Here is a 26,794-nt window from a genome sequence, read left to right on the forward strand (position 1 = left end):
GGGAGACCAGACGATGAAGCTCCTCGACAATCTGCGAATCAATGCCAAGATCATCTTGTGCTTGTGCCTCATCACTGCGGTATCGTTGGTCGCAATGCTGGCCACGGTGTCCGGTCTCTCAAGTATCGGAGAGACATCGCGCTGGCGTGACCATTCCTTCCTGGTGTTGCAGCAGATCGACGGGATCACGGGTGCGATGATCGACCAGGAGACCGGCCTGCGCGGCTATCTCCTGTCGGGCGACCGCGCCTTCCTGGCCCCGTACGAGGCGGGCGACGTGGTTTACAGGACGGCCCTCGAGACGGCCCGCAAGCTCGTCTCGGACAATGCCACGCAAACGCGCCGCCTCGCCGTGCTCGACCAGGCCGCGCAGGACTGGCGTCAGAACGTGGCCGCCCGCGAGATCCAGCTGATGCAGGATCCGCAGACGCAGGGTGAGGCGCGTAAGCTGGAGAGTTCCGGCATCGGCAAGGCCGCCATGGACCGCGTCCGCAAGCTGGCCGGCGAGATCGATGCGGAGGAGCGGCGCCTGCTGTCCGAGCGGGCGAAGGCCGCAGATGCGGCGGCGGGATGGACCACCACGGTGGCGCAGAGCAGCCTCGCGCTGATCCTGGCCTTCTCGGTCCTGACGGCATTCGCCATGAATGCGAGCCTGTCGCGCCCGGTGCGCCGCCTGACCGATGCCATGCGGACGCTCGCCGACGGCGAGGCCGCCACCGAGGTGCCCGGGCGCGGCCGGCGCGACGAGGTCGGCGCCATGGCGGCGACCGTGCAGGTCTTCAAGGACAACCTCATCCGCACGCGGGCGCTCGAGGCGGAGACCGCGCTCGCCCGGGCCAGTGCCGAGGAGCAGCGCCGCGCGACCATGCGCGAGATGGCGGACGGGTTCGAGCAGGCCGTGAGCGGCGTCGTCGCCACGGTGACGCGCGCCGCGATCGACCTTCAGCAGACCGCCCAGAGTATGGCCGGCACCGCCCAGGAGACGGCGGCGCAGTCGACGGCGGCGGCCGCCGCCGCCGAGGAGGCCTCCACGAACGTGAACACCGTGGCGGCCGCCACCGAGGAGCTGAGCGCCTCCGTGCAGGAGATCGGCCGGCAGGTCGACAATTCCGCGGCCCTGGCCCGCGCGGCGGTGACCGAGGCCGGCGAGACGGGTGCGCTGGTGCAGGCCTTGAGCGACGCGGCGTCCAAGATCGGCGACGTCGTCGCGATGATCTCCTCGATCGCGGCGCAGACCAACCTGCTGGCCTTGAACGCGACCATCGAGGCGGCCCGGGCGGGCGAGGCGGGCCGCGGCTTCGCCGTGGTGGCGGCCGAGGTCAAGGAACTCGCCACTCAGACCGCCAAGGCGACCGACGAGATCGGCTCGCAGATCGGCCGCATCCAGGGCTCGACCAGCCAGGCCGTCGCCGCCATCGCCTCCATCTCCGGCCGCATCGAGGAGATGGCCCGCGTCGCCGCCGGCATCGCGGCGGCGGTGGAGGAGCAGGGCTCGGCGACCCAGGAGATCGTGCGCAACGTCGAGCAGGCCGCCGCGGGCACGAGCGAGGTGACGGCCAACATCGCCGGCGTGGCGAGCGCTGCCGATACCGCGGGGTCGGCGGCGCGCCATCTCCTCACCGCCGTCTCCGACCTGCGCCAGGAATCGGACAGGCTCGGCGGCGAGGTGGGGCGGTTCCTCGCCACCGTCCGCGCGGCCTGAGAGCGGGCCGGGATCTCCGGAGGGGCAGGGGACCCGGCTCGCCAGCGGAAGAACCCGGCCGGGGTGCTGGCGCGAAACGCGGCATCTCGGATCTTGGCAGTCGGGCGGCGATGCACAGCACGGCGTCTGAATGCCCAAGCGATGAGCAAAATGTCTCGGTCCGTGCCCGCCGCTCGCGATCTGGCGGCTGGAGGCAGGTCTTCGTGCCGCCGGATCAGGCCCCGGGCAGCAGCGCGCGGCGGGCCCGCCGCCGTTGCAGCCCCAGATAGCTCCCGAAGGCGAGGGCGATCACCACCAGCGACACGCCCGTGGTGACGGTGCCGAGCGCGTAGATCTCCGGGGTCGTCACCGTGGTGGTGAGGCCCTGGAGTTCGAGGGGCAGGGTGTTGCGCCCGCCGATCGCCTGGCTCGTACGCGCGAGCTCGTCCCAGGACAAGGTGAACCCGAACAGGGCCACGCCGACGAGCGAGGGCAGGATGATCGGGATCACCACGTGCAGGAGCGTGCGCGGACCATCGGCACCGAGGTCGCGGGCCGCCTCCTCGTAGGCGCGGTTGAAGCGGTTGAACACCGCGAACATGATCAGGAGCCCGAAGGGGAGCGTCCAGGTCAGGTGCGCGCCGAGCGCCGAGGTGAACAGCCCCATCACGGTGCCGTGGTCCTGCAGGACGCCCCAGCCGGTGGCGGCGGCGAGCGCCTTGAGCGCATCGTCGATCAGGCGGAATTCGAGGCCGATGCCGAGCGAGACCACGATCGAGGGCACGATCAGGCTGGCGACGGCGGTGTAGAACAGGAGCCCCTGGCCGCGGAACCCCTTGCGGAAGGCGAGCCCGGCGAAGAAGGCCAGGGTGACGGTGAGGGCCATCACCACGAGCCCGAGCAGGAAGGAGCGCCGGAACGCCGCCCAGATGTCGATGACGCCGAGCCCCGCCCACAGCCGCGAGAACCAGTGCGTCGAGACGCCGTTCATCGGGAAGGTGAGGCCGCCCTGCGGGCCCTGGAAGCTGAGCGCCAGGATGGTCAGCGTCGGTCCGTAGAGGAACAGCACGTAGAGGGCGAAGATTCCGGCGAGCAGGTAGAAGGCGAGGGGGCGCGGGCCGTCGCGGACCATGGTCAGAGCTCCCGCCGCAGGTCGATGAGGCGCGTGAGGCCGGCGATCACCAGCGTCACGGCGCAGAGCAGCACCACGGCGTTGGCGGCGGCGGCCGGGAATTGCAGGTAGGACATCTGCACTTGGATGACCTTGCCCACCGACGCGATCTGCTGGCCCCCCATGACGCCGACCGTGACGAAATCCCCCATCACCAGCGTCAGCACGAAGATCGAGCCGATGGCGATGCCGGGCTTGGTGAGCGGCACGATCACGCTCCAGAGCGTCTGCCAGCCCGTCGCCCCCGCATCCCGCGCCGCCTCGATCAGCGCGCGGTCGATGCGCATCATCGAGTTGAAGATCGGGACGATCATGAACACCGTGTAGAGGTGCACGAAGGCCAGCACGACCGCGAAATCCGAGTAGAGCAGGCCCTCGATTGGCGCCCGGGTGATCCCGAGGGACATCAGCGCGTCGTTGACGAGGCCGTTGCGGCCGAGCAGCGGGATCCAGGCGATCATCCGGATCACGTTCGAGGTCCAGAACGGGATGGTGCAGATGAGGAACAGCACCGTCTGCATCGCGCTCGACCGCACGTGGAAGGCCACGAAATAGGCTACCGTGAAGCCGATCCCGAGCGTCAACCCCCAGGTGAGCAGGCAGAATTTCAGGGTCGACAGGTAGGTCCGCAGCGTGGTGCAGAGGTCCCCGCCGGAGAAGCAGCCCTCGAACACGTCGGCGTAGTTCTGCAGGGTGAAGGCCGGGATAATCTCGTACTCGTTGTATTCCCAGAAGCTGACGACCAGCGTGAGAACGAGCGGCACCACGAAGAAGACGAGGAAGACCAGCGCCAGCGGCGCCGCCTGCAGGTAGGCGAGGTGGCGCTGGCGCCGCCCCTCCGCCGCGAGCCCGGGGGCGACGGCGCGGGGCGCCGCCGCTTCCCGGGGAAGCGGGATCGTGCGTTCGGCCGCCGGGCTCATGCGGCGATGAACTCGTTCCACTTGCGGACCATGTAGGTGTTCTCGTCCATGACCGAGTTCCAGCAGGCCACGGCGCCCATGCGGGCCTCGAAGGAGCCGCCGTCGCGCACGGCACCGGCCTTCTCCATCACGGTGCCGTCCGGCGCCTTGATGTCCTGCGCCGCGGACTGGCCCTCCATCCAGTAGGCCCATTCGTAGGGCTCCATCTGGGCCTTGGCGGTTTCCAGCACCGCCGAGTAGTAGCCCTGGCGGTTGAGGTAGGCGCCGGCCCAGCCCGACAGGAACCAGTTGATGAAATCGTAGGCCGCATCGAGCTTCCTGCCCGAGAGCGTCTTGGGCAGGCCGAAGCCGGAGGCCCAGGCCCGGTAGCCCTCCTTGAGCGGCTGGTAGGTGCAGGGCACGCCCTGCGAGCGCACCTTGGCCACGGCGGGCGACCACATCGACTGGATCACGGTCTCGCCCGAGGCCATCAGGTTCACGGATTCGTTGAAATCCTGCCAGAAGGCCCGGAACTGCCCGGCGCGCTTGGCCTCGATCAGCACCTTCATGGTGCGGTCGATCTCGGGCTTCGTCATGTTGCCCTTGTCGGGATAGGTGTAGTCGCCCATCGCCTCCACCACCATCGCGGCATCCATGATGCCGATCGAGGGGATGTTGAGGATCGAGGCCTTGCCCTTGAACTCGGGGTTGAGCAGTTCCTTCCAGCTCGTGATCGGCCGCTTGATCAGGTCGGGCCGGATGCCGAGCGTGTCGGCGTTGTAGGTGGTCGGGATCAGGGTGATCCACTCGGTGGGCGCGGCGGCGAACTTCGTCGAGGTCTGGCCTTCGAGGTAGAACACCTTCTTGGGCGCGGTGCCCTGGTCGCCGATCCTCTTGCCGGCAACCTCGCCGCGGGTGAAGACCGGCGTGATCTTGTCGGCGTTCTTGATCCGGCGCGCATCCATGCCGACGAGGTTGCCGGAGGGCATCAGCTTCTTGAGGCTGAAATACTCCGAATCGACGATGTCGAAGGAGTTCGGCTGGGTGACGACGCGCTTCGAGACCTCGTCGGTGACGACCGGGATGTACTCGATCGTGATACCGAGATCCTCCTTCACCTTGCGGGCGATGTCGCCGCTCTGGTTCACCGCGGTGCCGAGATAGCGCAGGGTCACCGGCTCGGCGGCGATGATCGCTGGAAAGCCCGTGATCGCCCCGGTTCCGGCGGCCATGCCGGCCGCGCCGGCTCCCGCCAGGAGACCGCGCCGCGTGAGGCCCTTGCCGTTCGGTGTATCCATCGTCGTCTCTCCCCTTGAGCGAAGGTCGTCGTCCGGCCCGAGGCGGCCGGCGCGCGGATCGGTTCGGCCGGAGACCCGCCGCGGGTCTCCGGGGCGGCGCGTCACGCGTCGAGCGGGTGGGCCTCGCCGGCCTGCCAGCCGACCCGCACCGTGTCGCCGAGGGCGAACGGACGCTCGGCGAAGGCGCGGTCGCTGACGATGGCCGTGAGCGGGGTCGCCGCATCGGCGGCGAGGCCGGGCGCCTCCAGGCCGAGATGCACCGCGCTCCCCTGGTACTCGACGGCGACGACGCGGGCCGCGACGGCCTCGGGCCCGGCCTCGGGGCCCAGCAGCATGCGGTCGGCCCGCACGGCGATGCGCCGCTCCGGCAGCGCGATGACGTTGTGGCCGCCGATGAACCGGGCGACGAAGGCGGTGGCCGGCCGCTCGAACACCGTGCGCGGATCCGCCGCCTGCTCGACGCGCCCGCCATTCATCACCACCACGAGATCGGAGAGGGCCATCGCCTCCTCCTGGCTGTGGGTGACGTGGACGAAGGTGATGCCGAGTTCGGTCTGGATGCGCTTGAGTTCGGTGCGCATGCGCACGCGCAGGAACGGGTCGAGGGCGGAGAGCGGCTCGTCGAGGAGCAGCACCTTGGGGTCGGTGACGAGGGCGCGGGCGAGAGCCACGCGCTGCTGCTGCCCGCCGGAGAGCTGCGCCGGCAGGCGGCCGGCGAGCGCCTCCATCTGCACGAGCTGCAGCATCGCCTCGGCGCGCCGGTTGCGCTCGGCCTTGGGCACTCCGCGCATGCGCAGGCCGAAGGCGACGTTGTCGCGGCAGGTGAGGTGCGGAAACAGCGCGTAGCTCTGGAACATCATGGCGGTGCCGCGCTGGGCGGGGGCCAAGTCGCCGACCGCCTTCGGGCCGATCACCACATCGCCGCTCGATACGGTCTCGTGCCCGGCGATCATGCGCAGCGTCGTGGTCTTCCCGCAGCCGGAGGGCCCGAGCAGGCAGCAATAGGATCCGGAGCGGATCTTCAGGTTGATGGCATCCACCGCGAGCGTGTCGCCGTAGCGCTTGGTCAGGCTGACGAGTTCGATGTCCATGCGCACTCCCTCGGGACGCCCCGCAGGCAAGGCTCAGGCCAGGGCAGGGCGGCTCGGCAGCGACGCCCGCCCCGGCCCGGGCGCTACGCGGAGAGTGTCCACGCGGCGTGACGGATCCGCAACACCAGCGACGATCGCCGCAAAACGGCGATTGCAAAGCCCACGGCGATCCGCTAAAGCCCCTCCCGTGTTCGGCGGCGCTGCCGCAGCGGCGCCCGACGGAGCCTCCACTCCAGAGCCGGACACCAGGTTGCCGTTGTAGCTCAGTGGTAGAGCGCATCATTGGTAATGATGAGGTCGGGAGTTCAATCCTCCCCAGCGGCACCATCCACTTCTTCACCATCGGCGAATTGATCGGGACGCCCGGCTGGTCTCGGGTGTGACTTCGCTCGGGCCTCGGTGTCGAGGGGCCTCACGGATGGTGATTCCGTGGGCAGCGTCTCCCTGCCTTCCTCGGCTTCGCGCGTCTCTGCAGCCCGCCGGACCGGTCCATGGTGTTGGGGGTATGGATGTTTGTTCCATAACACAGCTTATGCGAATCGGGGACTGCACCGGAAAGCCCCGTCGCTCCCCCACCTGCCGATGCGCGCGTGGTGCGCGATCGCTTGAAGGCAGCCCTCGCGGCCTCCGGATTGATTTCTCCCCTGTGACAGGCGCCGCGCGGATGCGTAGAAGCCCGCCATGGCTCCCGTCGTCCGCTTCGCCCCGTCTCCCACGGGCTTCCTCCACATCGGCAATGCCCGCACGGCGCTGTTCAATGCGCTGTTCGCGCGTCGCGAGGGCGGCACCTTCGTGCTGCGCCTCGACGACACCGATACCGCGCGCTCGACGCCGGAATTCGCCGCGGCCATTGCCGAGGATCTGGCTTGGCTCGGCATCGCGCCCGACCGCGCGGTGCGGCAATCCGATCGCGTCGGGCTCTACGATGCGGCGGCCGACCGGCTGCGCGCCTCGGGGCGGCTCTATCCGGCCTACGAGACGCCCGACGAGCTGGAGCGTCGCCGCCGCCGACAGCTCGGGCGCGGCCAGCCGCCGGTCTACGACCGCGCGGCCCTGCGGCTGACGGATGCGGAGCGCGCGGCGCTGGAGGCCGAGGGCCGACGGCCGCACTGGCGCTTCCGCCTCGATCCCGGCACCGTCACCTGGACCGACCTCGTGCGCGGGCCCTGCCACGTCGAGGCCGAATCGCTCTCCGATCCGGTGCTGGTGCGGGAGGACGGCAGCTATCTCTACACCCTGCCCTCCGTCGTGGACGACGCCGAGATGGGCATCACCCACGTCATCCGGGGCGAGGATCACGTCACCAACACGGCGGTGCAGATCCAGATCTTCGCCGCACTCGGGGCGCCGGTGCCGGTCTTCGCGCATCACAACCTCCTGACCACGGCGAGCGGCGAAGGGCTATCGAAGCGCCTCGGCCATCTCTCCCTGCGCGGGCTGCGGACGGACGGCTACGAGCCCGGCGCCGTGGCCTCGCTCGCCGTCCTCACCGGCTCGGCCGAGGCCGTGCGGGCCGTCGCTGATCTCGACGAACTGGCCGGCCTCCTCGATCTCGCCCACGTCTCGCGGGCGCCCGCCAAGTTCGACCCGCACGATCTCGACCAGCTCAACGCCCGCCTCGTCCACGAGATGCCGCCGGCCGTGGCGGCGCCGCGGCTGGCGCAGCTCGGCATCCCGGCCGCCGCGGCCGAGGCGTTCTGGCTGGCGGTGCGGGCCAACCTGACGAAGCTCGCCGATGCGGCGGCGTGGTGGACCGTGGTGGCCGGGCCGGTCACCCCCGCCATCGCCGAGCCGGGCTTCGCGGCGCAGGCCGCCGAGCTTCTCCCGGCGGAACCGTGGGATGCGGGCACCTGGAAGGCCTGGGGCGAGGCCGTGAAGGCGCGGACCGGCCTGAAGGGCAAGGCGTTGTTCCTGCCCCTGCGGCTCTCGCTCACCGGCCTCGACCACGGGCCGGATCTTTCCGGGCTGCTGCCGCTGATCGGGCGCGAGCGTGCGCTGCGACGGCTGCGCGGCGAGGCCGCCTGATCGTTCGGGCCCGATGCTCTTCAACTCCTTCCCGTTCCTCCTCGGCTTCCTGCCGCTCGCCCTCGTGCTCCACGCCCTGGTGGAGCGCTTCCGGCCGGCTTGGCGGCTGCCGCTCCTCGTGCTCCTGTCGCTGGTCTTCTACGGCTGGTGGGATTGGCGCTTCCTGCCGCTCCTGGCGCTGTCGATCGGGCTGAACTGGCTCGTCGCGCGGTGGTTCATCCGCGGCGGCGCCGCGCTCCTCATCCCGCTCGCCATCGTGGCCAATCTCGGGCTGCTTGCCGCCTTCAAGTATTCGGGGCTGCTTGCCGATCTCGCGAACCTCCTGCCGGGCCTCGATCTCGCCCGGCCCTCGCTGGCGCTGCCCCTCGGCATCTCGTTCTTCACCTTCCACCACGTGATGTACCTGACGGATCTCGCGCGCGGCCGCGCCCCGTCGATGGATCTCACGCGCTACGCCCTCTACATCGCCTTCTTCCCGCAGGTGCTCGCCGGTCCGCTGGTGCGCTGGAGCGAGATCCTGCATCAGTTCGACGAGCGGCCCTATGCGCGCCCGGACGCCGCCGAGCGCTTCGGCCGCGGCCTGATGCTGCTCGGCATCGGCCTCGCCAAGAAGGTGTTTCTCGGCGATCCCCTCGCGGCCTACGCCAATCCGGTCTTCGAGGCGGCGGGCCTCGGCCACACCGTCACCGTGATCGAGGCGTGGCAGGGCACTCTCGCTTTCACCTTCCAGATCTATTTCGACTTCTCCGGCTACACCGACATGGCGCTCGGTCTCGCACTGCTGTTCGGGATCGTCCTGCCGCAGAACTTCGACGTGCCCTACCGGGCGACTTCGCTGCAGGACTTCTGGCGCCGCTGGCACATGACCCTGTCGCGCTTCCTGCGCGACTACCTCTACGTGCCGCTCGGCGGCAACCGGCACGGCCTGGCCGTGCAGCTCGCGGCCCTCGTCGCCACCATGACGCTGGGCGGCCTCTGGCACGGGGCCGGCCTCACCTTCGTCGCCTGGGGGCTCGCCCACGGCCTCGGGCTCGGCGCCGGGGTGCTGTGGCGGCGGGCCGGGCTGCCGATGCCGGCGCTGCTGGGCTGGGCGCTGACCTTCGGCTTCGTGATGCTGACCTGGGTCCTGTTCCGGGCCACCAGCTTCGAGGCGGCGCTCACCCTGTTCAAGGGGCTGTTCGGCTTCGCGCCCGTGGGGCACGGCTTCAAGTGGCGCGCCTTCCTGCCCGCGGTGCTGGTGGCGCTCGCCGGGCCGACCGCCTGGGCGGCCATCCACCGTCTGCAGCCCAAGCCCGCCCTCGCGGTGGCCTTCGCGGTGCTGTTCGTCGCGGCGCTCCTGCGCATCGGCGACGACGCGAATTACGAGTTCATCTACTTCCAGTTCTGAGCGCGGCGTCCGGCCGCCATGAAGGAGAGAGACGGTTGCACGGGGATCAAGGTCGCGCGGAGCGGTCGAGCGTGACCGCGACGAGCCCGGTCTCGGCGTGAGAACGGCCGATTCCGTGATCGCGCCGGCCGCGCCGGAACCCGTCGCCGAGGGGCGCGGCGCGGCGCCGGCGTGGCGGCGCTTCTGCGTGCTGCTCGTCGGCGGCACCGTCGCGCTGCTGGCCGGCTACCTCGCCCTCGCCCTCGCGGTCGATCCCTACGACACCGGGCGGCCGCGTCTCCTGAATCGCGAGGGCGTTCGTCCGCAGGGGCCGCGCACCGCCTCGGCGAGCCGGGGGCGCGATCCCGCCTTCACGGCCGCCATCATCGGCAACTCGCATATCCAGCTCATCACGCCCGAGCGCCTGCGCGCGCAGACCGGCATCCCCTTCGTCCAGCTCGCGGTGCCGGCCACCGGCCCCGGCGAGCAGCTGACCCTGGCGGCCTATTTCCTGCGCCACCACCCGAACCCGCAGGCGCTGGTGCTCGCCCCGGACGCGTTCTGGTGCGGGGACGACCCGGCGCTCCCGCCCTCGAAGCCGTTCCCGTTCTGGCTGCTCGCCTCCGACTGGCCGGACTACCTGCGCGGGCTGGTCCAGTCGCGGGTCGCCGCCGAGGTCGTGACCCGGATCCGCTGGTCCTTGCGCCCGAATGCCCGCCGCGCCCGCCCGGACGGCTACTGGGACTACGAGCCGGACTATCTGCGGCAAGGCGATCCGAGCGATCCGGCCCGGGTGGCGGCCCGCGGGCGGCGGCCTCCGGCCGAGCCGGATCCAGGCTTCGCCGGACCCGCCTTCCCGGCCGCCGAGCGCCTGCGGGCCTTCGCGGCCGGGCTCCCCCCGGAGACGGCGCTGATCGCCGTCTTCCCGCCCATCTACGCCCCGGCCCAGCCCATTCCCGGCACGCCCCGAGCCGCCGCTGCGGCGGCATGCCGGGCGGCAATCCGCACGGCCCTGGCCGTTCACCCCCGGCATCGCGTGATCGACTGGTCCGGTGATCGGCCGCAACTCGCCGATCCGGCGGCCTTCTTCGATCCGACGCATTATCGCCAGCCGATCGCCCGGCAGGTGGAGGCGGAGATCGTGGCGGCCCTCGGGGCGCTGCGGCCGGAGGGCCCGCGGGAGTGATACGGTTTCCGGAAGATCACTTTCGGAAACCGTATCACGAGCCCGCGCGGCGCCTGAGCGAGGCCGGTTTCCGCATCGCGAAGCGATCATCCGGAAACCGTATGACGGGTTTCGGGCGAGCGTCGGAATCGGGCGACGCTCTCGGAGGGGGCCGCGGATCCCACGCGGTGCATCGGAGGCGATCCGCCGGTGAGCAGGCGATCGCCCTCCCCGTTCCGGCCTTCGGGCCCGGACGGGAGCTGGCTTCACATCAGCCGCGGCCGGGTTCTCGATCGCCGCTCTTCCGCGGAGCGCCTGCTTGATCGACCGTGCCTCTCTCCCGCCCTGGCCCTCATCCTGAGGTGCGAGTGCCGGGAGCCGCCAAACAGGCTCGGCGCGCCGGCCCGGTATCCCGAGCAGGATGCCGGATGGTCCCGGCCGACGAGCGGCTCCCCCCTCAGTTCGCGACGCCGGCCACGCGCGGGGCGGACGGCAGTGTCGCCCGCTTGGCCGCGGCGTCCGGTGCCTTGTCGGAGGCGGCCGGCTTGTGGGCGTCCTTCTCCGCGGGCTTGTGCCCATCGGCGGCCTTGCGCGGATCCGCGGCCTTCGCCGGGTGCGGATGAGCCGCGACCTTCTTCGGCGCGGACGCCACGGTTTCGGGCTCGGCCGGGGGCGGGAGGGCAGCCGGCGCGGTCGGGGGGGCGGAATTGCCGAACAGGTTGCCGAGGAGCTTGCGGTAGGCGGCGGGATCGTCTTCGGCGCTCGCGACGGTCACCGGCGCGGCCGGCTGCGGCGCCAGGGACTGGGCGGCCTCCTTCGTCGGGATCGGCGCCGGCGTGACGGCGGGGGTGGCGTAGGCGAGCGCGGTGGGCTTGGCGGCCGCCCCCTTGCGCGCGCTTCTCGGATCCGACGATTTGCCATCTGCCGGCTTGGCCTCCGGCGCCTTCGCGTCGGCGACGAGGATCGGCCGGCCCTTGGCATCGACCGGAACCTCTTCCGGGCCCGCCGCGATGGCTTCGGGGCGGCTCACGATGCCGAGATCGGGCCGGCGGGTCTGCTGCTCGGCGAAGAGCTGGGTGCTCGGCGCCGTCTCGCGGAAGAACGGGTGCTGCCCGCCGTCCTGATAGACCACCCGCACGGCCGGCGTGCCCTTGCCGATCAGCTCGGCGACCTCGTGCTCGTCCTTGCTGCGCTTCTCCGCGACCAGCGGATCGACCCGCGGGCTGCACGAGCCCGCCGCCGCGTCCGAGCCGCCGAACACGTAGCGCGTCCCGCACACCCCGACCTTCGGCTCGTCGTGCAGGGCCTCGAAATAATCGGAGCCTTCCTTCAGGTTCTTCCAGAACGGCATGTTCGGGTCGTTCCGGTACTTGGCGATGTTCTGCGCCGTCATCCGGAACGGGTAGGACTGGAACTGGAACGCGCGCTGCCCGCCCGAGAACGCCTCGCGGGCGATGGCGTAGATCTCCGCGATGGCCTCGTCGGTCATGGCGAAGCAGCCGGCCGAGGAGCAGGTTCCATGCACCATCAGGTAGCGGCCGGTGCGGCCGTTCGCGCGGTCGAAGGCGTTCGGAAACCCTGTGTCGAACGAGAGATAGTACGACGAGTTCGGGTTCATCAGGCCCGGCGTGATGGCGTAGAAGCCCTCGGGCGCCTGCCGGTCGCCCTCGCGGACCTTCGGGCCCAGCTGGCCGGACCAGCGGCAGATCGGGAAGGTCTTCAGAAGCGCGTAGCGGCCGTCGCTGCCGCGCTTCCAGACCTCCATCTCGGATTCCTTCTTGTAGGCCCGGATGAGGATCGGATCGCCCGGCGACATCCCCTTGGTGGACATCAGCGCCACGGTCTTCTGGGGGATCGGCTGCAGGTGCCGGGTCGAGCCGCCGCCGCCCGCCAAGCCGCCGTCCTGGCACGCGGCCAGAGAGAGCGCGAGCAGGAGACCGCTTGCCGCCGCCAGCACCGGACGCTTCGCCATGGGGCTCCCCGTTCTCGACAAATGCCTGAAGCACCATGCGGCTTCAGGACCACCTCGCCCAACCCCATAGCTTCGTTAAGCTTGACCGGACCTTACCGCAAGCAGCGCCGGCGCGGTCCGTCCAAGGTTATCCGGCACCGTGCGGTGCGGCCGCTCCGCGGCGGCGGTGGGATCGGTGGGCAAGGCTTCGGCCGCGTCTTCGGCAAAACGAAGGCCGGGCGACGACCGGTGGCTGTGGATCACGGGGAAGTCGAGAGGGCGCCGGGCCAGGTCGAGCCGCGTCCATCGCGAATGCCGATGGCCGGCCTCGATTTGCCGGCCTCGACTTGCCGGCACCGGCAGTGCCGGCCCGGGATCCGCGGCGGAATGCCGCGGACCTCCGGCGTCAGAGCTTGCGGCCGATCTCCAGGAATTTCTGGGCCCGCTGCTCGCGCAGGCCCTCGGCGTCGAGATTCGCGAGTCCCTTGAGCGCGTCGGCGATGGCGTCACCGGCGGCCCGGATCGAGGCGGCCGGGTCGCGATGCGCGCCGCCGGTCGGCTCGGGCACGATGCCGTCGATGACGCCGAGCCGCAGCAGGTCCTGCGCGGTGATCTTCATCGCGGTGGCGGCGTCCTGGGCGCGGCCGGCGTCGCGCCACAGGATCGAGGCGGCGCCCTCGGGGGAGATCACGCTGTAGATCGCGTGTTCGAGCATCAGAACCCGGTTGGCCGTGGCGAGCGCGATGGCGCCGCCCGAGCCGCCTTCCCCGATCACCAGGGCCACGTTCGGAGTACCGAGGGCGAGGCAGGCCTCGGTCGAGCGGGCGATGGCCTCCGCCTGCCCCCGCTCCTCCGCCTCGATGCCCGGATAGGCCCCGGCGGTGTCGACGAAGGTCAGCACGGGCAGGCCAAAACGGTCCGCGAGGTCCATCAGGCGGACGGCCTTGCGGTAGCCCTCCGGGCGGGCCATGCCGAAATTGTGCCGGATGCGCGCCTCGGTGGTCGCGCCCTTCTCCTGGCCGATGACGCAGACCGGCCGGCCGCGGAAGCGCCCGAAGCCGCCGACCACCGCCTCGTCCTCGCCGTAGCTGCGGTCGCCGGCGAGCGGCGTGAATTCCTCGATCAGCTCCGCGCAGTAATCGACGAAGTGCGGGCGCTGGGGATGCCGGGCGACCTGGGTCTTCTGCCAGGGGCTCAGCGTCGCGTAGAGTTCCGCGAGGGCCGCCGCCGCCTTGCTCTCGAGCCGCGAGACGTCCTCGCTGATCGCGACCGCGCCGTCCCGATCGCCGAGGGCGCGCAGCTCCTCGAGCTTGGCTTCGAGTTCGGCGACGGGTTTTTCGAAGTCGAGATAGGAGCGCATCGCATCCCGTGCTGGTCGGTCCGCCGAGGGCGCGGGGCCGGGCTTCGTGGGGGCGGACGGCCCGCAGGGCGCGGACCGGGTCAGAAGGCCGCGTCGGACCGGCGGAGGGCGCCGGCCACGGGCGGCGGACGCTTGGCGGAGCGGCCGGGCGCTGTCAACCCGCGTGCGCTGCAAAGCCGTCAGAGGCTTGCCCTCCGTCACCGACGCGACATCTTTGCGGGCAACAGGACAAGCGTGGCGGAGATGAGACCGATGACGGCGCTCTCGGGCGATCAGGGTGAGTGCCACGTCCTGGTGCTCCAGGGCGGCGGCGCCCTCGGCTCCTATCAGGCGGGCGTCGTCGAGGCGATGCAGGAGGGCGGTGTCGCGCCCGACTGGGTCGCGGGCATCTCCATCGGCGCCATCAACGCCGCGATCGTCGCGGGAAACCCGCCCGAGCGCCGGATCGAGCAGCTCCACGCCTTCTGGGATCAGGTGACCTCCGGATTCCAGGTCAGCCCCTGGTGGCCCGGCGAGCAGGCCCGCAGCGTCTTCAACGAGGTGAGCGCCAATTTCGGCGCCACCTTCGGCGTCGCGGGCTTCTTCCTGCCGCGGGTGCCCCCGCCCTACATGTTCCCGCCCGGCGCCCCGGAGGCGCTGAGCTACTACGACACCGGCCTGCTGCGCCGCACCCTGCTCGACCTCGTCGATTTCGACCGGATCAACCGGCGCGAGACCCGGCTCAGCATCGGCGCCGTCAACATCCGCACCGGCAACTTCACCTATTTCGACAATCACCGGGACGTGATCGGCCCCGAGCACATCATGGCCTCGGGCGCCCTGCCGCCGGGCTTCCCGCCGGTGGAGATCGACGGCGAGCATTACTGGGACGGCGGCCTCGTCTCGAACACGCCTCTCCAGCACGTCCTCGACAACGAGCGCCGCCGCGATCTGATGATCTTCCAGGTCGACCTGTTCAGCGCCCGGGGGCCGATGCCCCGTACCCTCTCCGAGGCGGCCGAGCGCGAGAAGGACATCCGCTATTCCAGCCGCACGCGGATGAACACCGACGACCAGATGGAGATCCGCAAGGCCAAGACCGCGTTCCGCCGCCTCGCCGAGAAGCTGCCGCCGGAGCTGCGGCAGGATCCGGACGTCGCCTTCCTGCTGGAGGTCAGCCACGAGAACACCGTGTCGATCCTCCAGCTGATCTACCGGCGCAAGACCTACGAGGGGAACGCGAAGGATTACGAGTTCTCGCGCCAGACGATGCTGGAGCACTGGGCCGCCGGCCGCAGCGACGTGCGCCGCTCGTTCCGGCACCGCGACTGGCTGGCGCGTTGCCGGCCCGACCAGGGCGTGGCGGTGTTCGACCTGACCCGGGACGCGCGGGACTGAGAACCACGGGATACGGCCCCCGCCGGGCGGGAGGGCGGCCGTTCCGGCGATGAAGGAAACGTCCAAGATCCCGATCGGCCTCCACGCCAATGTGGCGGGGAGCCGTGTCCGGCTGGCGCGGGGAAGGCCCGCCCGCCGGGCCTGGATCAGAAGCCGGAGGCCCGAACCGCACCGCTGCGCGCGGATGCCGGTGCCTCACCAGCGATCCTCGGCGGCACCGTCGAGGGGATCGCGGCCGCCGGACCGGGCCTGCCCCCGCCCCCGCGCCGCGCGACTAAGGAGAGACAGGGTCATGACCCGAGACGAGATCCTCCGCAGCCCGTCGATGCCCGTCTTCAGCCCGAGCTATCCGCACGGGCCCTACCGCTTCATCCGCCGCGAATACCTGATCATCACCTACGAGACCGACCCGGACGCGCTCCGGGCCGCCCTCCCCGAGCCCCTCGAGCCGGCGCCCGGCAACCTCGCCTTCTACGAGTGGATGAAGATGCCGGATTCCTCCGGCTTCGGCGATTACGAGGAGAGCGGCACCGGCATCGTCGCCCGGTACAACGGCGAGCCCTGCAACTTCTCGGTTCAGATGTATCTCGACGACGAGCCGCCGATCACCGCGGGTCGCGAGATCTGGGGCTTCCCGAAGAAGTACGGCGTGCCGCGGCTCAAGGTGATGAAGGACACGCTCACCGGCACCCTGCACTACGACGAGGAGCGGGTGGCGCTCGGCACCATGACCTACAAGCACCGCAGCCTCGGCGACCGGCTCGATCAGGTACGCGACGGGATCGGGCAGCTCAACGTCAACCTCAAGCTGCTGCCCGACGTGGATGGCAGCGTGAAGGTGGCGCAGCTCGTCGGCTATCGGCTTCAGGACATCACCGTGCACGGGGCCTGGGAGGGCGATGCCCGCCTGCACCTGATCCCGCACGCCAATTGCCGGTTGGCGGATCTGCCGGTGCGCCGGATCGTGCGCGGCCGCCACCAGGTCGTGGATTTCACGCTGCCCTACGGGCAGGTGCTGCACGATTACCTGGCGTGACACCCGTTTCCTTTCCCGTATCGCAGGAGGCATCCATGGCCCTGACCTCGAAGACCGCCCTCGTCACCGGATCCACGAGCGGCATCGGCCTCGCCATCGCCCGCGGCCTCGCCAAGGATGGCGCCAACGTCGTCCTCAACGGCTTCGGCAAGCCCGAGGACATCGAGCGCGAGCGCGCCGCGATCGAATCCGAGTTCGGCGTGAAGACGCATTACTCGGGCGCCGATATGAGCAAGCCCGAAGAGATCGCCGCGATGATCGCCGAGGCGGAGAAGACCTTCGGATCGCTCGACGTGCTCGTGAACAATGCCGGCATCCAGTTCGTCTCGCCGATCGAGGAATTCCCCCTCGCCAAATGGGACCAGATCATCGCCATCAACCTGTGCTCGGCCTTCCACACCATGCGGGCGGCGATTCCCGGGATGAAGGCGCGGGGCTGGGGACGGATCATCAACACCGCCTCGGCGCATTCGCTGGTCGCTTCGCCCTACAAGGCGGCCTACGTGGCGGCCAAGCACGGCATCGCCGGCCTCACCAAGACGGCGGCCCTCGAACTCGCCACCCACAAGATCACCGTCAACTGCATCTCGCCGGGCTACGTCTGGACACCGCTGGTCGAGGCGCAGATCCCCGACACCATGAAGGCCCGTGGGCTGACCAAGGATCAGGTCATCAACGACGTGCTGCTGGCCGCGCAGCCCACGAAGGAGTTCGTGACCGTCGACCAGATCGCGGCCATCGCCGTGTTCCTGTGCTCGGATGCGGCGAGCCAGCTCACCGGCGCCAACATCCCGGTCGACGGCGGCTGGACGGCGCAGTAGCGCGCCGGCCGGCGGAGACGGAGGGCGCCGCCCTCCGTCTCCGGGGCCCACCGCCGGCCTCATCCGCCGAAGGGGTACCCCCTTCGGCGGGACGTTCTCGGGGCGCCCGGATCAGCCGATCGCCCGCTCGACGAGCCGCGCGGCGGCGAGCGCCCGTCCGTCGTCGCCGAAGCGCGCGATCACCTGCACCCCGAGCGGCAGCCCCGCCGCTGTCGTCTCCACCGGCACCGTCACGCAGGGCACGCCCATCAGCGTCCACAGGCGGTTGAAGCGCGCGTCGCCCGTGGAGGCGAGGCTCTCCGGCGCCGGGCCCGGCGCGGAGAGCGTCAGGATCACGTCGACCCCCTCCTCGCCGAACACGTCCTTGAGGCTGCGCCGGGCCTGACGGGCGACGCGCCGCGCGGAATCGTATTCGGCCGCGCCCGCGCCCTGCGCCGCGTCGAGATGGGCGCGCAGGAGCGGCGGCAGCGCCTCGCGGTGATGGTCGTATTCCCAGGCGAGCGCCTGGGCCGATTCGTAGTCCTGGATCAGCGGATGGCGCGCCCAGGCCTCGGCGAAGACCGGCGGCAGGGCGAGGTCCTGCACCCGCGCGCCCGAGCGCTCCAGCGCCGCCGCGGCGCGTTCCAGGGCGGCGAGCGCCTCCGGGGCCGGGGGAGCGCAGAAATCCTGCCGCAGCAGGCCGATGCGCGGCAGGCCCGGATCGCCGGCCGCCAGGTCGATGCCGGGCCGGTCCGCCATCAGCGCCAGGGCGCGGGCGGCATCCCCCACCCGGGCGGCGAACAGGCCGACCGTGTCGAGGGCCCAGGAGAAGCACTTCACGCCGACGGTCGGCAGGAGGCGGAAGGACGGCTTGACCCCGACGACGCCGCAGAAGGCGGCCGGGCGGATCACCGAGCCGCCGGTCTGCGTGCCGAGGGCGAGCGGGACCATCCCGGCGGCCACCGCCGCGGCGGACCCCGCCGAGGACCCGCCCGGCGTGTGCCCGAGGTTGCGGGGATTGCGCGTTGCGGTCGGGTCGAGGAAGGCGAAGGCCGTGGTGGTGGTCTTGGCCAGGGGCACGGCGCCGAGCCGCCGCAGCCGCGCCACCACCGGCGCGTCCGCCCGGGGCTGCCAGCCCGCGTAGATCGGCGAGCCCATTTCGGTGGGAAGGTCGGCGGTGTCGATGATGTCCTTCACGCCGACCGCGATGCCGGCGAGCGGCCCCTCCTCCGGCACCCGGCTCCCGGGATCGAGCCGGACGATCGCGCCGATCTCGGGCTCGCGGTCCGCGATGGCCTCGCGGGCCAGCGACACGGCCCCCTGGGGCGTGAGGCGCCCGGAATCGATCCGGTCGCGCAGGTCGAGGAGCGAAAGCATTCCGGGCCTCCCAAAGCCGTGGCGCCCGCTGGCCGGGCTGAACTCCCGCTTGGCCGCAGACCGGCCGGTGAAGTCAAGAACCGTGCCGCAACGGCATCGTGCACCGGGATGACTTGTCCCGTGTGCCGCGCTTTGGAGCGAGCGCCGCAACGGGCGTTTAAATCCCCCGTGCTTCATTCGCCGCGAGCGCGCAGCATGGGGGCGAGCGATGGAGCGACACAGCAGAAGCGGGTCCGGCCGTCCGCCCGGATTGCTGCCCGACCGGGTGGCGCAGGTCAGTGGCCGCCCGGCCGAGGCGAGCGGCGTCCGCTACGAGCGCGCGCCCTCCGCGCCGACCGAGCGGGTGGGCTCCTACATTCCCTGGCCGCTGCGGCTCGCGCTCAAGCTCGGCCTCGCCCTGGCGGTGATGGCCGGCGGGCTCTTCGGCCCGAGCTTCCTCGATTGCCGCAAGCGCCGGGAGGAAGGCGGCTTCTATTACGGCGTCACCATGGGCGCCTGCACGCGCCAGGGCACGTTCGATCAGATCGCCATGATGCAGCGCCGCCTGGAGGACGTGGCCCGCGCGATCGGGGCCCGCTGATCCGGTCCGGCGCCGATCAGGCGGCCCCCGCCATGGGCGCGGACCCTTGCGCCATGGGGGCGGACCCTTGGGGCGCGCCGGCGGAATCCGCCACCGCCTCGGCGGCGCCCATCACGGCCTGCGGCGGGCCGCAGCGCACCACGCGCCCGCCCTCGACCACCGCGACCTGATCGGCCGCCATGTAGGTGGAGGGACGATGCGCGACGATCACCGTCGTGCGTCCGGCCATCAGGCGTCGCACCGCCTCCTGCACCCGGACCTCGGAGGCCGGGTCGAGGGCGCTCGTCGCCTCGTCGAGGAGCAGGATCGGCGCGTTCTTGAGGAAGGCCCGGGCCAGCGTGACGCGCTGGCGCTCCCCGCCCGAGAGCTTCGATCCGCCGGGGCCGACCCGGAAGGCGAAGCCCTCCGGCAGGGACTCGATGAAGTCCGCGGCCGCCGCGCGGGCCGCCTCCCGGACCTCCTCCGGCGTCGCGCCCGGCCGGCCGAAGGCGATGTTGGCCTCCACCGTGTCGTCGAACAGCATCACGTCCTGCGTGACCATCGCGATCGAGGCGCGCAAGGATTCCAGGCTGACCTCCCGGACATCCTGGCCGTCGATCGTCACCCGGCCCCCGGTCACGTCCTGCAGCCGGGGCACGAGGTCGAGGAGCGTGGACTTGCCCGCGCCCGAGCGTCCGACGATGGCGGTCACCGCCCCGGCCCGGGCGGTGAGGTCGAGCCCGCGCAGCACCGGGGACCCGCCCGCATGGGCGAAGACCACGCTCTCGAAGCGGATTTCGCCGGGGCCGATCCGCAGGGCGGGCGCCGCCGGCCGCTCGGCGATGGTCGGCTGCTCGTCGAAGGCCTCGAAATAGCGTTGCAGGGCGCCGGCCGCCTGCTGAAGCGTCGCGCCGAGAGAGCCGAGCGTGCGGGCCGGTTGCGAGGCGAGCAGGAGCGCCGTCACGAAGCCCGTGAAATCGCCGATCGAGCGCTCCCCGGACATCACCCGGTCGCCGATCAGGATCATCACCGCGGCGACGCCGAGGCCCCCGCCGATCTCCAGGAGCGGATCGAGCCGCCCCCGCGCATTGGCCGCCTTCACCTTGAGCCGGCGGATCTGCTCGAAGCCCTCGCGGGCGCGGGCGGAGAGCAGGTCCTCCATCCCGTAGACCTTGGCGACGCGCGACCCGAGCAGGCTCTCGCCGATCAGGCCGGCATTGCTGGCCACGGTCTCGTGGATGGCGCGGGCGTAGCGGCGCAGCTTCTGCCCGATCTGGCTCACCGGGCGGGCGACGAGGGGCACCATCACCACGGAGACGAGGGTGAGGACGGGATCCATCCACAGGAGCGCGGCGGCGAGCGCGATCAGCATCGCGAGGTCGCGCAGGAGCACCGTCGAGAGGCGCGACAGCGCCTCCGAGACCGGCGCGAAATCCCCGGTGAAGCGCTGGGCGAGGGCGGCGGGGCTCTCCCGGGCGGTGCGTCCCACATCCGCCCGCACCATCCGGGCGAACAGGTCCGAGAGCATGTCGGCCTCGACCCGCGTGACGATGCGGTTCGTGAGGACGAGCTGGGCCAAGAGGGCGGTGCCCCGCAGCGCGGTGGCGAGCAGGATGGCGAGCGGCACGTAGGACAGCGACGAGCGGTCGTTGGCGCCGTAGGCCTCGAAGGCGAAGCGCACCACCACGGGGTAGATGCCGGTCGAGGCGCCCACCACGGCGATCGCGACCGCGAGCCAGGCGAGGAGCGGCTTCTGGCGTCCGAGCCAGCCGCGCCACACCCGCAGGAACATCTCTCGTCTGGTCATCGCGCCTCATCCGCTGCGCGGACCGCCGGATCGATCGCCCGCGACACCGCCTGCTCGCGCATCTTGGCGATGCGCAGGAACCGCCCGAATGCCAGGATCGTCGCCATGGCGAATCCGTCGGTCCCGGCGAGGAAGAGCCGCCTCAGGAAATAGAAGCGGAGGAAATAGAACGGGAACTCCACGACGAGCCGGGCCGAGAGTTCGAGGTTCGAGCGCGGCGGGGAGGTCCGGGCGGCGAGTTCGGCCACGTAATTGGCCTTCGCGACGGCGTGGTTCCAGTCGCGGTAGGTGAAGTGCCACGCCACCGCCCTGAGCCGCCGCGGCGTCTCGCCCGTGCGGATGTCGAGGTGATCCCAGTTGGGGTTCTCGATCGTGCGCGCGACCCGCCGGTCGTAGATGTAGATCTGCTCGGTGCAGAAGGCGAAGGGCGGCGGCCGGTCGTGATGCGGCAGCGCCATGGCCTTGCGTACCTTCATCAGCGCGGGCGGACGCCCGTGCAGGAAGATCCCGCGGATCTCCCAGACCAGTTCGGGGGTCAGCACCTCGTCCGCATCCATGCTGAAGACGTGGTCGTGGGTGCAGAGCCCCTCGCCGAAGCGCCGCTGCGGCCCGAAGCCGCCCCAGGGATTGCTCACCACCCGGGCGCCGAGGGATTCGGCGATCGCGACGGTCGCATCCGTCGAGCCGGAATCGATCACCAGGATCTCGGCCCGCAGGGGCAGCGCCGACCGGATGGCCGCTTCGATACGGTCCGCCTCGTTGAAGCTCCGCATCAGGACCGTCAGCGGGATGGGGGATTCGTCCTGGGTCAATCGTCTCTGCTCCGCCGCGCGCTTAACCGGTGCGAGTGTGGCGGAACTTGGTCAAGCCCGCGCGGGCGGTGCGGAGCGCCGGATACCGGTTCCGTCGTGCCACACCCGGCCGGCGCGCCCGAGCATCCAGCCGGGCGGAACGGCCGCTCGGCAGGTTAAGAACTTGATAATTGTGAAGGCGGCGCCCCCGTGAAACCCGCATAGTCGGTGTGTTGGCGCAGCCCTTCGCCTGTCTCCGCTTCGCTGGACAATCCAGCTTGGGGATTCGAGGTGCGGGGATGCTTCCGAGGCCCCCAATGCGACTTGGCCGCCCTGCCTGCATCCGCCGGCAGGGCATTTTTTTTGTGATCGTGCGCCCTGTTGATCCGTTGCTGATCCGAACGATCTTCTTCGGATCGTGGTCGGTGTGCGGAGAGAGACCGGGTCATGGAGGATCACCGCGCCGCGCTGATGCGGCAGGTCCGGGCAATCGACATCGCCACGGGCGAGGCAGCGAGCGCCTGTCTGCCCGCCCTGCTGAAGCGCCTCGCGCGCCACGAGCGGGGCATCGCCCGGGGCGTGCCGCTCCTCACCCTCTATCACCGCTGGCAGCACCGCCGCCTGTGTCGGGCCGTGGACGATGCCCGCTGGCACATCGCGCAGGGCCAGGCCGCCCGGACGGGTGGGCTTCTCGGCCGCCGCTGAGGCCGGCTCCCCGATCCGGCCCGCAAGTCCCGCTCAAACGCAGGCCGATCCGATCGATGTTACGCCGTATTGCTGCCGAAGACGAATAGTGATCTGTCACTCTGACCGATGTGTAATGGCGTTTTGCGGCGCGCGCCGCCGAAGCTTCGGAGCTCGGGCGATTGTTTAGCGTCCCGGGAACGCGGGCAGGGATGGAGCGGGTGTTCTCGCGGTGATGCAGGATCGGCCAGAATCGCCCGCCCCACGCCGCCGGCGATGGCCCGCGGCCATCGGGTCTGAGGCGCGCCCGCCGATCCTGCTCGCCGCCCTGCTCGTGCTGCTGGCGGGCCTCGACGCGGGCGCGGCCTGGACGAGCATCGCCTCCGACGCGGTGTCCTCGCCCTGGGGGAGCGAGGCCCTGCTGCTCGCCGGGACCGCCTTCGGCATTCTCGGGCTCACCGCCCTGTTCGGGCTGCTGCTCGAGCGCGCCGCGGCCCGTCTGCGGGAAAGCGAGACGTTGTTCCGCGCCATGTTCGACGCCTCGGCCGACGGTCTCTTCATCAGCCGGCCGGATCCCGGCGGCATCTTCCGGATGGAGGCCTGCAACGGCGTCGCAGCCGCCAACCTGCGATCGACGCCGGAGGCCCTGGCGGGGCGTCGCATCGATCAGATGCTGCCCCCGATCCACGCGGCCAAGATGGAGGAGAACCTGCGGCGCTGCCTGGAGCTTGGCGACCCGGTCCGCTTCGAGGGCAGCCTGGACAGGGAGGACGACCTGCGCGTCTGGGAGATCGTCCTCGTGCCGCTGCGCGGCCCGGCCGCGCGGTTCGACCGCGTGTTCGGAACGGCCCGCGACATCTCCCACCTGAAGCGCGCCGAGGCCGCTGCCCTGGCGAGCAACCGCATGCTCGTCATGGCCGAGGAGATCGCCCATGTCGGCCATTGGCGGCTCGCCGTGAAGGAGAACCGGCTCGCATGGTCCCGGGAGATCTACCGGATCTACGGTCTCGATCCGGAGACCACCCGGCCGACCGTGGCGACGGCGGTGGCGGCCTATCACCCGGAGGACCGCTCGGCCATCGAGGCGTGCCTGGCCGAGGCGGTGGCGGAGCGCCGTCCCTACACGCGGGCGCTCCGGCTCGTGCGGCCGGACGGCACGGTCCGGCACGTCGTCGCCCGGTGTCTCTGCGAGGAGGACGAGGCGGGCGAGGTCGTGGCGCTCTTCGGGACGCTGAGCGACGTCACCGAGCTGCGGCGCGTGGAGCGCGAGGCGGCCGAGACCGCCTCCCTCCTCGCCACCACCCTGGAGAGCATGGACCAGGGCCTGATCGTCGTGTCGCCGGAGCGGCGCGTCGAGATCTGCAACAGCCGGGCGGTGGCGCTGCTCGACCTGCCGCCGGATCTCATGCTGCGCAGGCCGCTGCTTCAGGAGGTGCTCGACCATCAATGGGCGAAGGGCGAGTTCGCGCAGGCGGAGGAGCCGGTCCGCCGTTTCGTGCGCAACGGCGGCCTCCTTCCGACGGCGCACACCTACACGCGGACCCGTCCCAATGGCACGGTGCTGGAGATGCGCACCATGCCGATGTCCGGGGGCGGCTTCGTGCGCACCTTCACGGACGTGACCGCGCACCGCCGCGTCGAGGAGGCCCTGCGCGAGAGCGAGACCCGCTACCGGCTGATCGCCGAGAACGTCAGCGACGTCATCACCGTCAGGCAGGCCGGGACGGGGGGAGCCTACCTCTACGTGTCGCCCGCGATGCCGGGCGTCCTCGGCTACGGGCCGGCGGAGTTCGCCGCGCTCCCCGGCTGGGAGATCGTTCATCCCGACGAGCGCGACCGGGTGCGCGCACTCTATGCCGGCATCGGCGCGAGCCGCCCCACCGCCACCAGCCTGCACCGGATGCGGCATCGCGACGGCCGGTGGATCTGGGTCGAGATCGCCTTCGCGTGGATGCCGGGCGAGAACGGCCGGGAGCCGCGCGTTCTCGGAGCGATCCGCGACGTCGGCCGGCGCGTGGCCGCCGAGGCCGCCCTGCGCAAGAGCGAGACGCTCTATCGCCTGCTGGCCGAGACCACCACCGACATCATCACCCGGCTGACCCTCGACTTCGCCTGGGAATACGTCTCGCCGGCCTGCCGGGCCGTCCTCGGCTACGAGCCGCACGAACTGCTCCACCAGCGGCCCTCGGCGGTCATCCATCCCGAGGATCTGGCCCCGTTGCGCGACCTCATGCGGCGCCTCGCCGCGGGAACCGCCGGGGATCGCGTCACCACGACCTACCGGGCCCGGCACAAGGGCGGCACCTTCGTCTGGATCGAGGCCGGTATGAGCCTGATGCGCGACGATGCCGGGCGACCGGTCTCGATCGTCTGCTCGCTGCGCGACATCACCGGCCGCAAGGCCGCCGAGGCGGCGCTGGAAGCGAGCGAGGCGCGCTACCGGCTTTTGTCGGAGAACGGCAGCGACATGATCGTGCAGGCCGATCTCGACACCACCCGCCGCTACGTCTCCCCGGCCTGCCGCGAGCTGCTGGGCTACGAGCCCGAGGAACTCGTCGGCACCAAGCCCCTGGCCGACATCCATCCGGACGACCGCGCCGCCTATGCGGAGGGCCTCTCGCGCCTCGCGGCGGGGCTTGCCGACAGGGCCACCTATTCCTGCCGCTACCGGCGCCGCGACGGGAGCCATGTCTGGGTCGAGGCGAAGCTGCGGCTCCTGCGGGACGCGGGCGGGGCCCCGCGCGGCTACGTCGCCGTCCTGCGCGACGTCTCGGAGCGCCAGCATCAGGCGGCGGCGCTGGAGCAGGCGCGCGACGCCGCCGAGCGGGCGAACCGGGCCAAGACCGACTTCCTCGCCACGATGAGCCACGAGATCCGCACGCCGCTGAACGGCATCCTCGGCTACACGGACCTGCTGCTGGAGGATCCGGCCCTCGGCGAGCGGCACCGCCGCCAGGGCGAGCGCATCCAGTCGGCCGGCGCCGCCCTGTTGACCATCCTCAACGACATCCTCGACTTCTCGAAGATCGAGGCGGGCCAGGTCGAGCTCGATTCCCAGCCCTTCCTGCTCGAATCCCTGGTGGACAACACGATCTCGGTGGTCCGGGGCTTCGCCCGCAAGAAGTCGATCGCCGTGCGCATGCAGGTCGATCCCGCCGTGCCGCGCACGCTCGTGGGCGATCAGGACCGCCTCCGGCAGATCCTGCTCAACCTGCTCAACAACGCGGTGAAGTTCACGCATGCGGGATCCGTGACCCTGTCGGTGGCCTGCACGGACGTCACGGGCCCCGACGCGACCCTGCGCTTCTCCGTCACCGATACCGGGATCGGCATCCCGGAGGACAAGCGCGGGCGGCTGTTCCAGCGCTTCAGCCAGCTCGACGGCTCGATCCGCCGGGATTACGGCGGGACGGGCCTCGGTCTCGCGATCTCCAAGAACCTCGTGGAACTCATGGGCGGCGCCATCGGGGTCGAGAGCGTCGTCTCGGAGGGCACGACGTTCTGGTTCACGGTGACGCTGCCGGTGGGCGCCATCCCCGCCATCCCCGCCGCCCCGGATCCCGTCGTGGCCGGCATGCCGTCCGCCCGGATCCTCCTTGTGGAGGATCTGGAGATCAACCAGGAGATCGCCCGGGCGGTGCTGGAGGGCAGCGGCCACGCGGTCGACGTGGCGAGCGACGGCCTCGCGGCGATCGTCGCCGTCCAGGACAAGGACTACGACCTCGTGCTGATGGACGTGCAGATGCCCGGCATGGACGGGATCACCGCCACGCGCCACATCCGCGCCCTGCCCCATCCGGCCCGCGCGCTGCCGATCATCGCCATGACGGCGAACGTGCTGCCGGCCCAGATCGCCGAGTTCCGGGCCGCGGGCATGGACGACCACGTCGGAAAGCCCTTCAAGCGCGACGATCTCCGCCGCGCGATCGCCCGCTGGTGCCCGCCCTCCCATCGCGACGACGCGTCGGCCGCGGCGGAGCCGGTTCTCGACCGCGGCGTCTTCGAGGAAGCCTGCCGGACCCTCGGCGGCGAGCACGTCGCCGCCCTGCTCGCGCGGCTCGGCAGCCCGATCGACCAGCGGCTCGCAGAGGCGGATCTCCTCGACGACGATCGCCGCGACCTCGCCCAGGGCATCCAGGCGGTCACGGTGGCCGCCGGGCTTCTCGGCTTCGCCGAGCTCTCCCGGGCCTGCGCCGATCTCGAGGCCGCCTGCCGGCACGGCCTGGGCCTCGATCCGGCGCTGGCACGGGTGCGCCTCGCGCGGCGGCGCGCCCTCAGCGAGATCGAGGGGGTGCGGGCGGTCGCCTGAGGCCGGCCCGCGCCGGCCACGCTCCGCATGGCGGGCCCCCAGGCCGG

The 26,794-nt window shown here is 71.2% G+C and carries 19 protein-coding genes and 1 tRNA gene; 11 read left to right on the forward strand and 9 right to left on the reverse strand.

Annotated elements, in window-relative coordinates:
• Positions 1 to 13: 13 nt before the first annotated feature.
• Positions 14 to 1,702 carry a methyl-accepting chemotaxis protein gene (locus ACE101_RS06115; protein ID WP_379126829.1) on the forward strand — a complete coding sequence of 563 codons (1,689 nt, stop codon included), beginning with the start codon at positions 14 to 16 and terminating at the stop codon, positions 1,700 to 1,702.
• A 214-nt stretch (positions 1,703 to 1,916) separates the two neighbouring features.
• Here ACE101_RS06115 and ACE101_RS06120 read toward each other — a convergent pair whose 3' ends face one another.
• The 4 genes from ACE101_RS06120 to ACE101_RS06135 form a co-directional block, all read right to left on the reverse strand.
• Positions 1,917 to 2,813 carry an ABC transporter permease gene (locus ACE101_RS06120; protein WP_379126831.1) on the reverse strand — a complete coding sequence of 299 codons (897 nt, stop codon included), beginning with the start codon at positions 2,811 to 2,813 and terminating at the stop codon, positions 1,917 to 1,919.
• A gap of 2 nt (positions 2,814 to 2,815) precedes the next feature.
• The gene (locus tag ACE101_RS06125) at positions 2,816 to 3,772 is read right to left on the reverse strand and encodes an ABC transporter permease (protein WP_379126833.1); all 957 of its coding nucleotides are present in this window, start codon (positions 3,770 to 3,772) and stop codon (positions 2,816 to 2,818) included.
• Positions 3,769 to 5,049, reverse strand: coding sequence for an ABC transporter substrate-binding protein (locus tag ACE101_RS06130; protein WP_379126835.1), 1,281 nt, complete (start codon positions 5,047 to 5,049; stop codon positions 3,769 to 3,771). Before ACE101_RS06130 ends, ACE101_RS06125 begins: the two co-directional genes overlap by 4 nt.
• Before the next feature lie 101 nt (positions 5,050 to 5,150).
• Entirely contained in the window at positions 5,151 to 6,140 is a 990-nt protein-coding gene (locus tag ACE101_RS06135; RefSeq protein ID WP_379126837.1) for an ABC transporter ATP-binding protein, read from the reverse strand.
• Positions 6,141 to 6,392: 252 nt separating this feature from the next.
• Here ACE101_RS06135 and ACE101_RS06140 point away from each other — a divergent pair.
• The 4 genes from ACE101_RS06140 (at position 6,393) to ACE101_RS06155 (ending at position 10,717) form a co-directional block, all read left to right on the forward strand.
• Positions 6,393 to 6,467, forward strand: a tRNA-Thr gene (locus tag ACE101_RS06140).
• A 354-nt stretch (positions 6,468 to 6,821) separates the two neighbouring features.
• Positions 6,822 to 8,165 carry a glutamate--tRNA ligase gene (gene gltX / locus ACE101_RS06145; RefSeq protein ID WP_379126839.1) on the forward strand — a complete coding sequence of 448 codons (1,344 nt, stop codon included), beginning with the start codon at positions 6,822 to 6,824 and terminating at the stop codon, positions 8,163 to 8,165.
• Between the two features lie 13 nt (positions 8,166 to 8,178).
• Complete coding sequence (locus ACE101_RS06150; protein WP_379126841.1) at positions 8,179 to 9,552, forward strand: MBOAT family O-acyltransferase; 1,374 nt, start codon at positions 8,179 to 8,181, stop codon at positions 9,550 to 9,552.
• Positions 9,553 to 9,649: 97 nt separating this feature from the next.
• On the forward strand, positions 9,650 to 10,717 hold the full coding sequence (locus tag ACE101_RS06155; RefSeq protein WP_379126843.1) for a hypothetical protein: 1,068 nt from the start codon (positions 9,650 to 9,652) through the stop codon (positions 10,715 to 10,717).
• 436 nt (positions 10,718 to 11,153) lie between these two features.
• Here ACE101_RS06155 and ACE101_RS06160 read toward each other — a convergent pair whose 3' ends face one another.
• Both ACE101_RS06160 and ACE101_RS06165 read right to left on the reverse strand, forming a co-directional pair.
• The gene (locus ACE101_RS06160) at positions 11,154 to 12,668 is read right to left on the reverse strand and encodes a L,D-transpeptidase family protein (RefSeq protein WP_379126845.1); all 1,515 of its coding nucleotides are present in this window, start codon (positions 12,666 to 12,668) and stop codon (positions 11,154 to 11,156) included.
• A 385-nt stretch (positions 12,669 to 13,053) separates the two neighbouring features.
• On the reverse strand, positions 13,054 to 14,007 hold the full coding sequence (locus tag ACE101_RS06165) for an acetyl-CoA carboxylase carboxyltransferase subunit alpha (RefSeq protein ID WP_379126847.1): 954 nt from the start codon (positions 14,005 to 14,007) through the stop codon (positions 13,054 to 13,056).
• A gap of 252 nt (positions 14,008 to 14,259) precedes the next feature.
• Between ACE101_RS06165 and ACE101_RS06170 the strand changes: the two genes are divergently transcribed.
• The 3 genes from ACE101_RS06170 to ACE101_RS06180 all read left to right on the forward strand — a co-directional run bounded on the left by ACE101_RS06170 (position 14,260) and on the right by ACE101_RS06180 (position 17,241).
• Positions 14,260 to 15,384: a patatin-like phospholipase family protein gene (locus ACE101_RS06170; RefSeq protein WP_379126849.1), complete on the forward strand. Its 1,125-nt coding sequence runs from the start codon at positions 14,260 to 14,262 to the stop codon at positions 15,382 to 15,384.
• Positions 15,385 to 15,676: 292 nt separating this feature from the next.
• On the forward strand, positions 15,677 to 16,420 hold the full coding sequence (locus tag ACE101_RS06175; RefSeq protein WP_379126851.1) for an acetoacetate decarboxylase: 744 nt from the start codon (positions 15,677 to 15,679) through the stop codon (positions 16,418 to 16,420).
• Between the two features lie 35 nt (positions 16,421 to 16,455).
• Entirely contained in the window at positions 16,456 to 17,241 is a 786-nt protein-coding gene (locus tag ACE101_RS06180) for a 3-hydroxybutyrate dehydrogenase (RefSeq protein WP_379126853.1), read from the forward strand.
• A gap of 111 nt (positions 17,242 to 17,352) precedes the next feature.
• Here the strand turns inward: ACE101_RS06180 and ACE101_RS06185 are convergent, their stop codons facing one another.
• Positions 17,353 to 18,597, reverse strand: a complete 1,245-nt coding sequence (locus ACE101_RS06185) for an amidase (protein ID WP_379126855.1) — start codon at positions 18,595 to 18,597, stop codon at positions 17,353 to 17,355.
• A gap of 208 nt (positions 18,598 to 18,805) precedes the next feature.
• On the opposite strand from ACE101_RS06185, the gene ACE101_RS06190 reads away from it, so the two are divergent.
• On the forward strand, positions 18,806 to 19,177 hold the full coding sequence (locus ACE101_RS06190) for a hypothetical protein (protein ID WP_379126857.1): 372 nt from the start codon (positions 18,806 to 18,808) through the stop codon (positions 19,175 to 19,177).
• A 16-nt stretch (positions 19,178 to 19,193) separates the two neighbouring features.
• On the opposite strand, the gene ACE101_RS06195 is transcribed toward ACE101_RS06190, so the two are convergent.
• Positions 19,194 to 20,963, reverse strand: a complete 1,770-nt coding sequence (locus ACE101_RS06195; RefSeq protein ID WP_379126859.1) for an ABC transporter ATP-binding protein — start codon at positions 20,961 to 20,963, stop codon at positions 19,194 to 19,196.
• Complete coding sequence (locus ACE101_RS06200; RefSeq protein ID WP_379126861.1) at positions 20,960 to 21,775, reverse strand: glycosyltransferase family 2 protein; 816 nt, start codon at positions 21,773 to 21,775, stop codon at positions 20,960 to 20,962. Before ACE101_RS06200 ends, ACE101_RS06195 begins: the two co-directional genes overlap by 4 nt.
• A 426-nt stretch (positions 21,776 to 22,201) precedes the next feature.
• Between ACE101_RS06200 and ACE101_RS06205 the strand changes: the two genes are divergently transcribed.
• Both ACE101_RS06205 and ACE101_RS06210 read left to right on the forward strand, forming a co-directional pair.
• On the forward strand, positions 22,202 to 22,459 hold the full coding sequence (locus ACE101_RS06205) for a hypothetical protein (protein WP_379126863.1): 258 nt from the start codon (positions 22,202 to 22,204) through the stop codon (positions 22,457 to 22,459).
• A gap of 214 nt (positions 22,460 to 22,673) precedes the next feature.
• Entirely contained in the window at positions 22,674 to 26,747 is a 4,074-nt protein-coding gene (locus ACE101_RS06210) for a PAS domain-containing hybrid sensor histidine kinase/response regulator (RefSeq protein ID WP_379126865.1), read from the forward strand.
• Positions 26,748 to 26,794 lie beyond the last annotated feature (47 nt).

The organism is Methylobacterium carpenticola (assembly GCF_042748905.1).
GTDB classification, from domain to species: Bacteria; Pseudomonadota; Alphaproteobacteria; order Rhizobiales; family Beijerinckiaceae; genus Methylobacterium; species Methylobacterium carpenticola.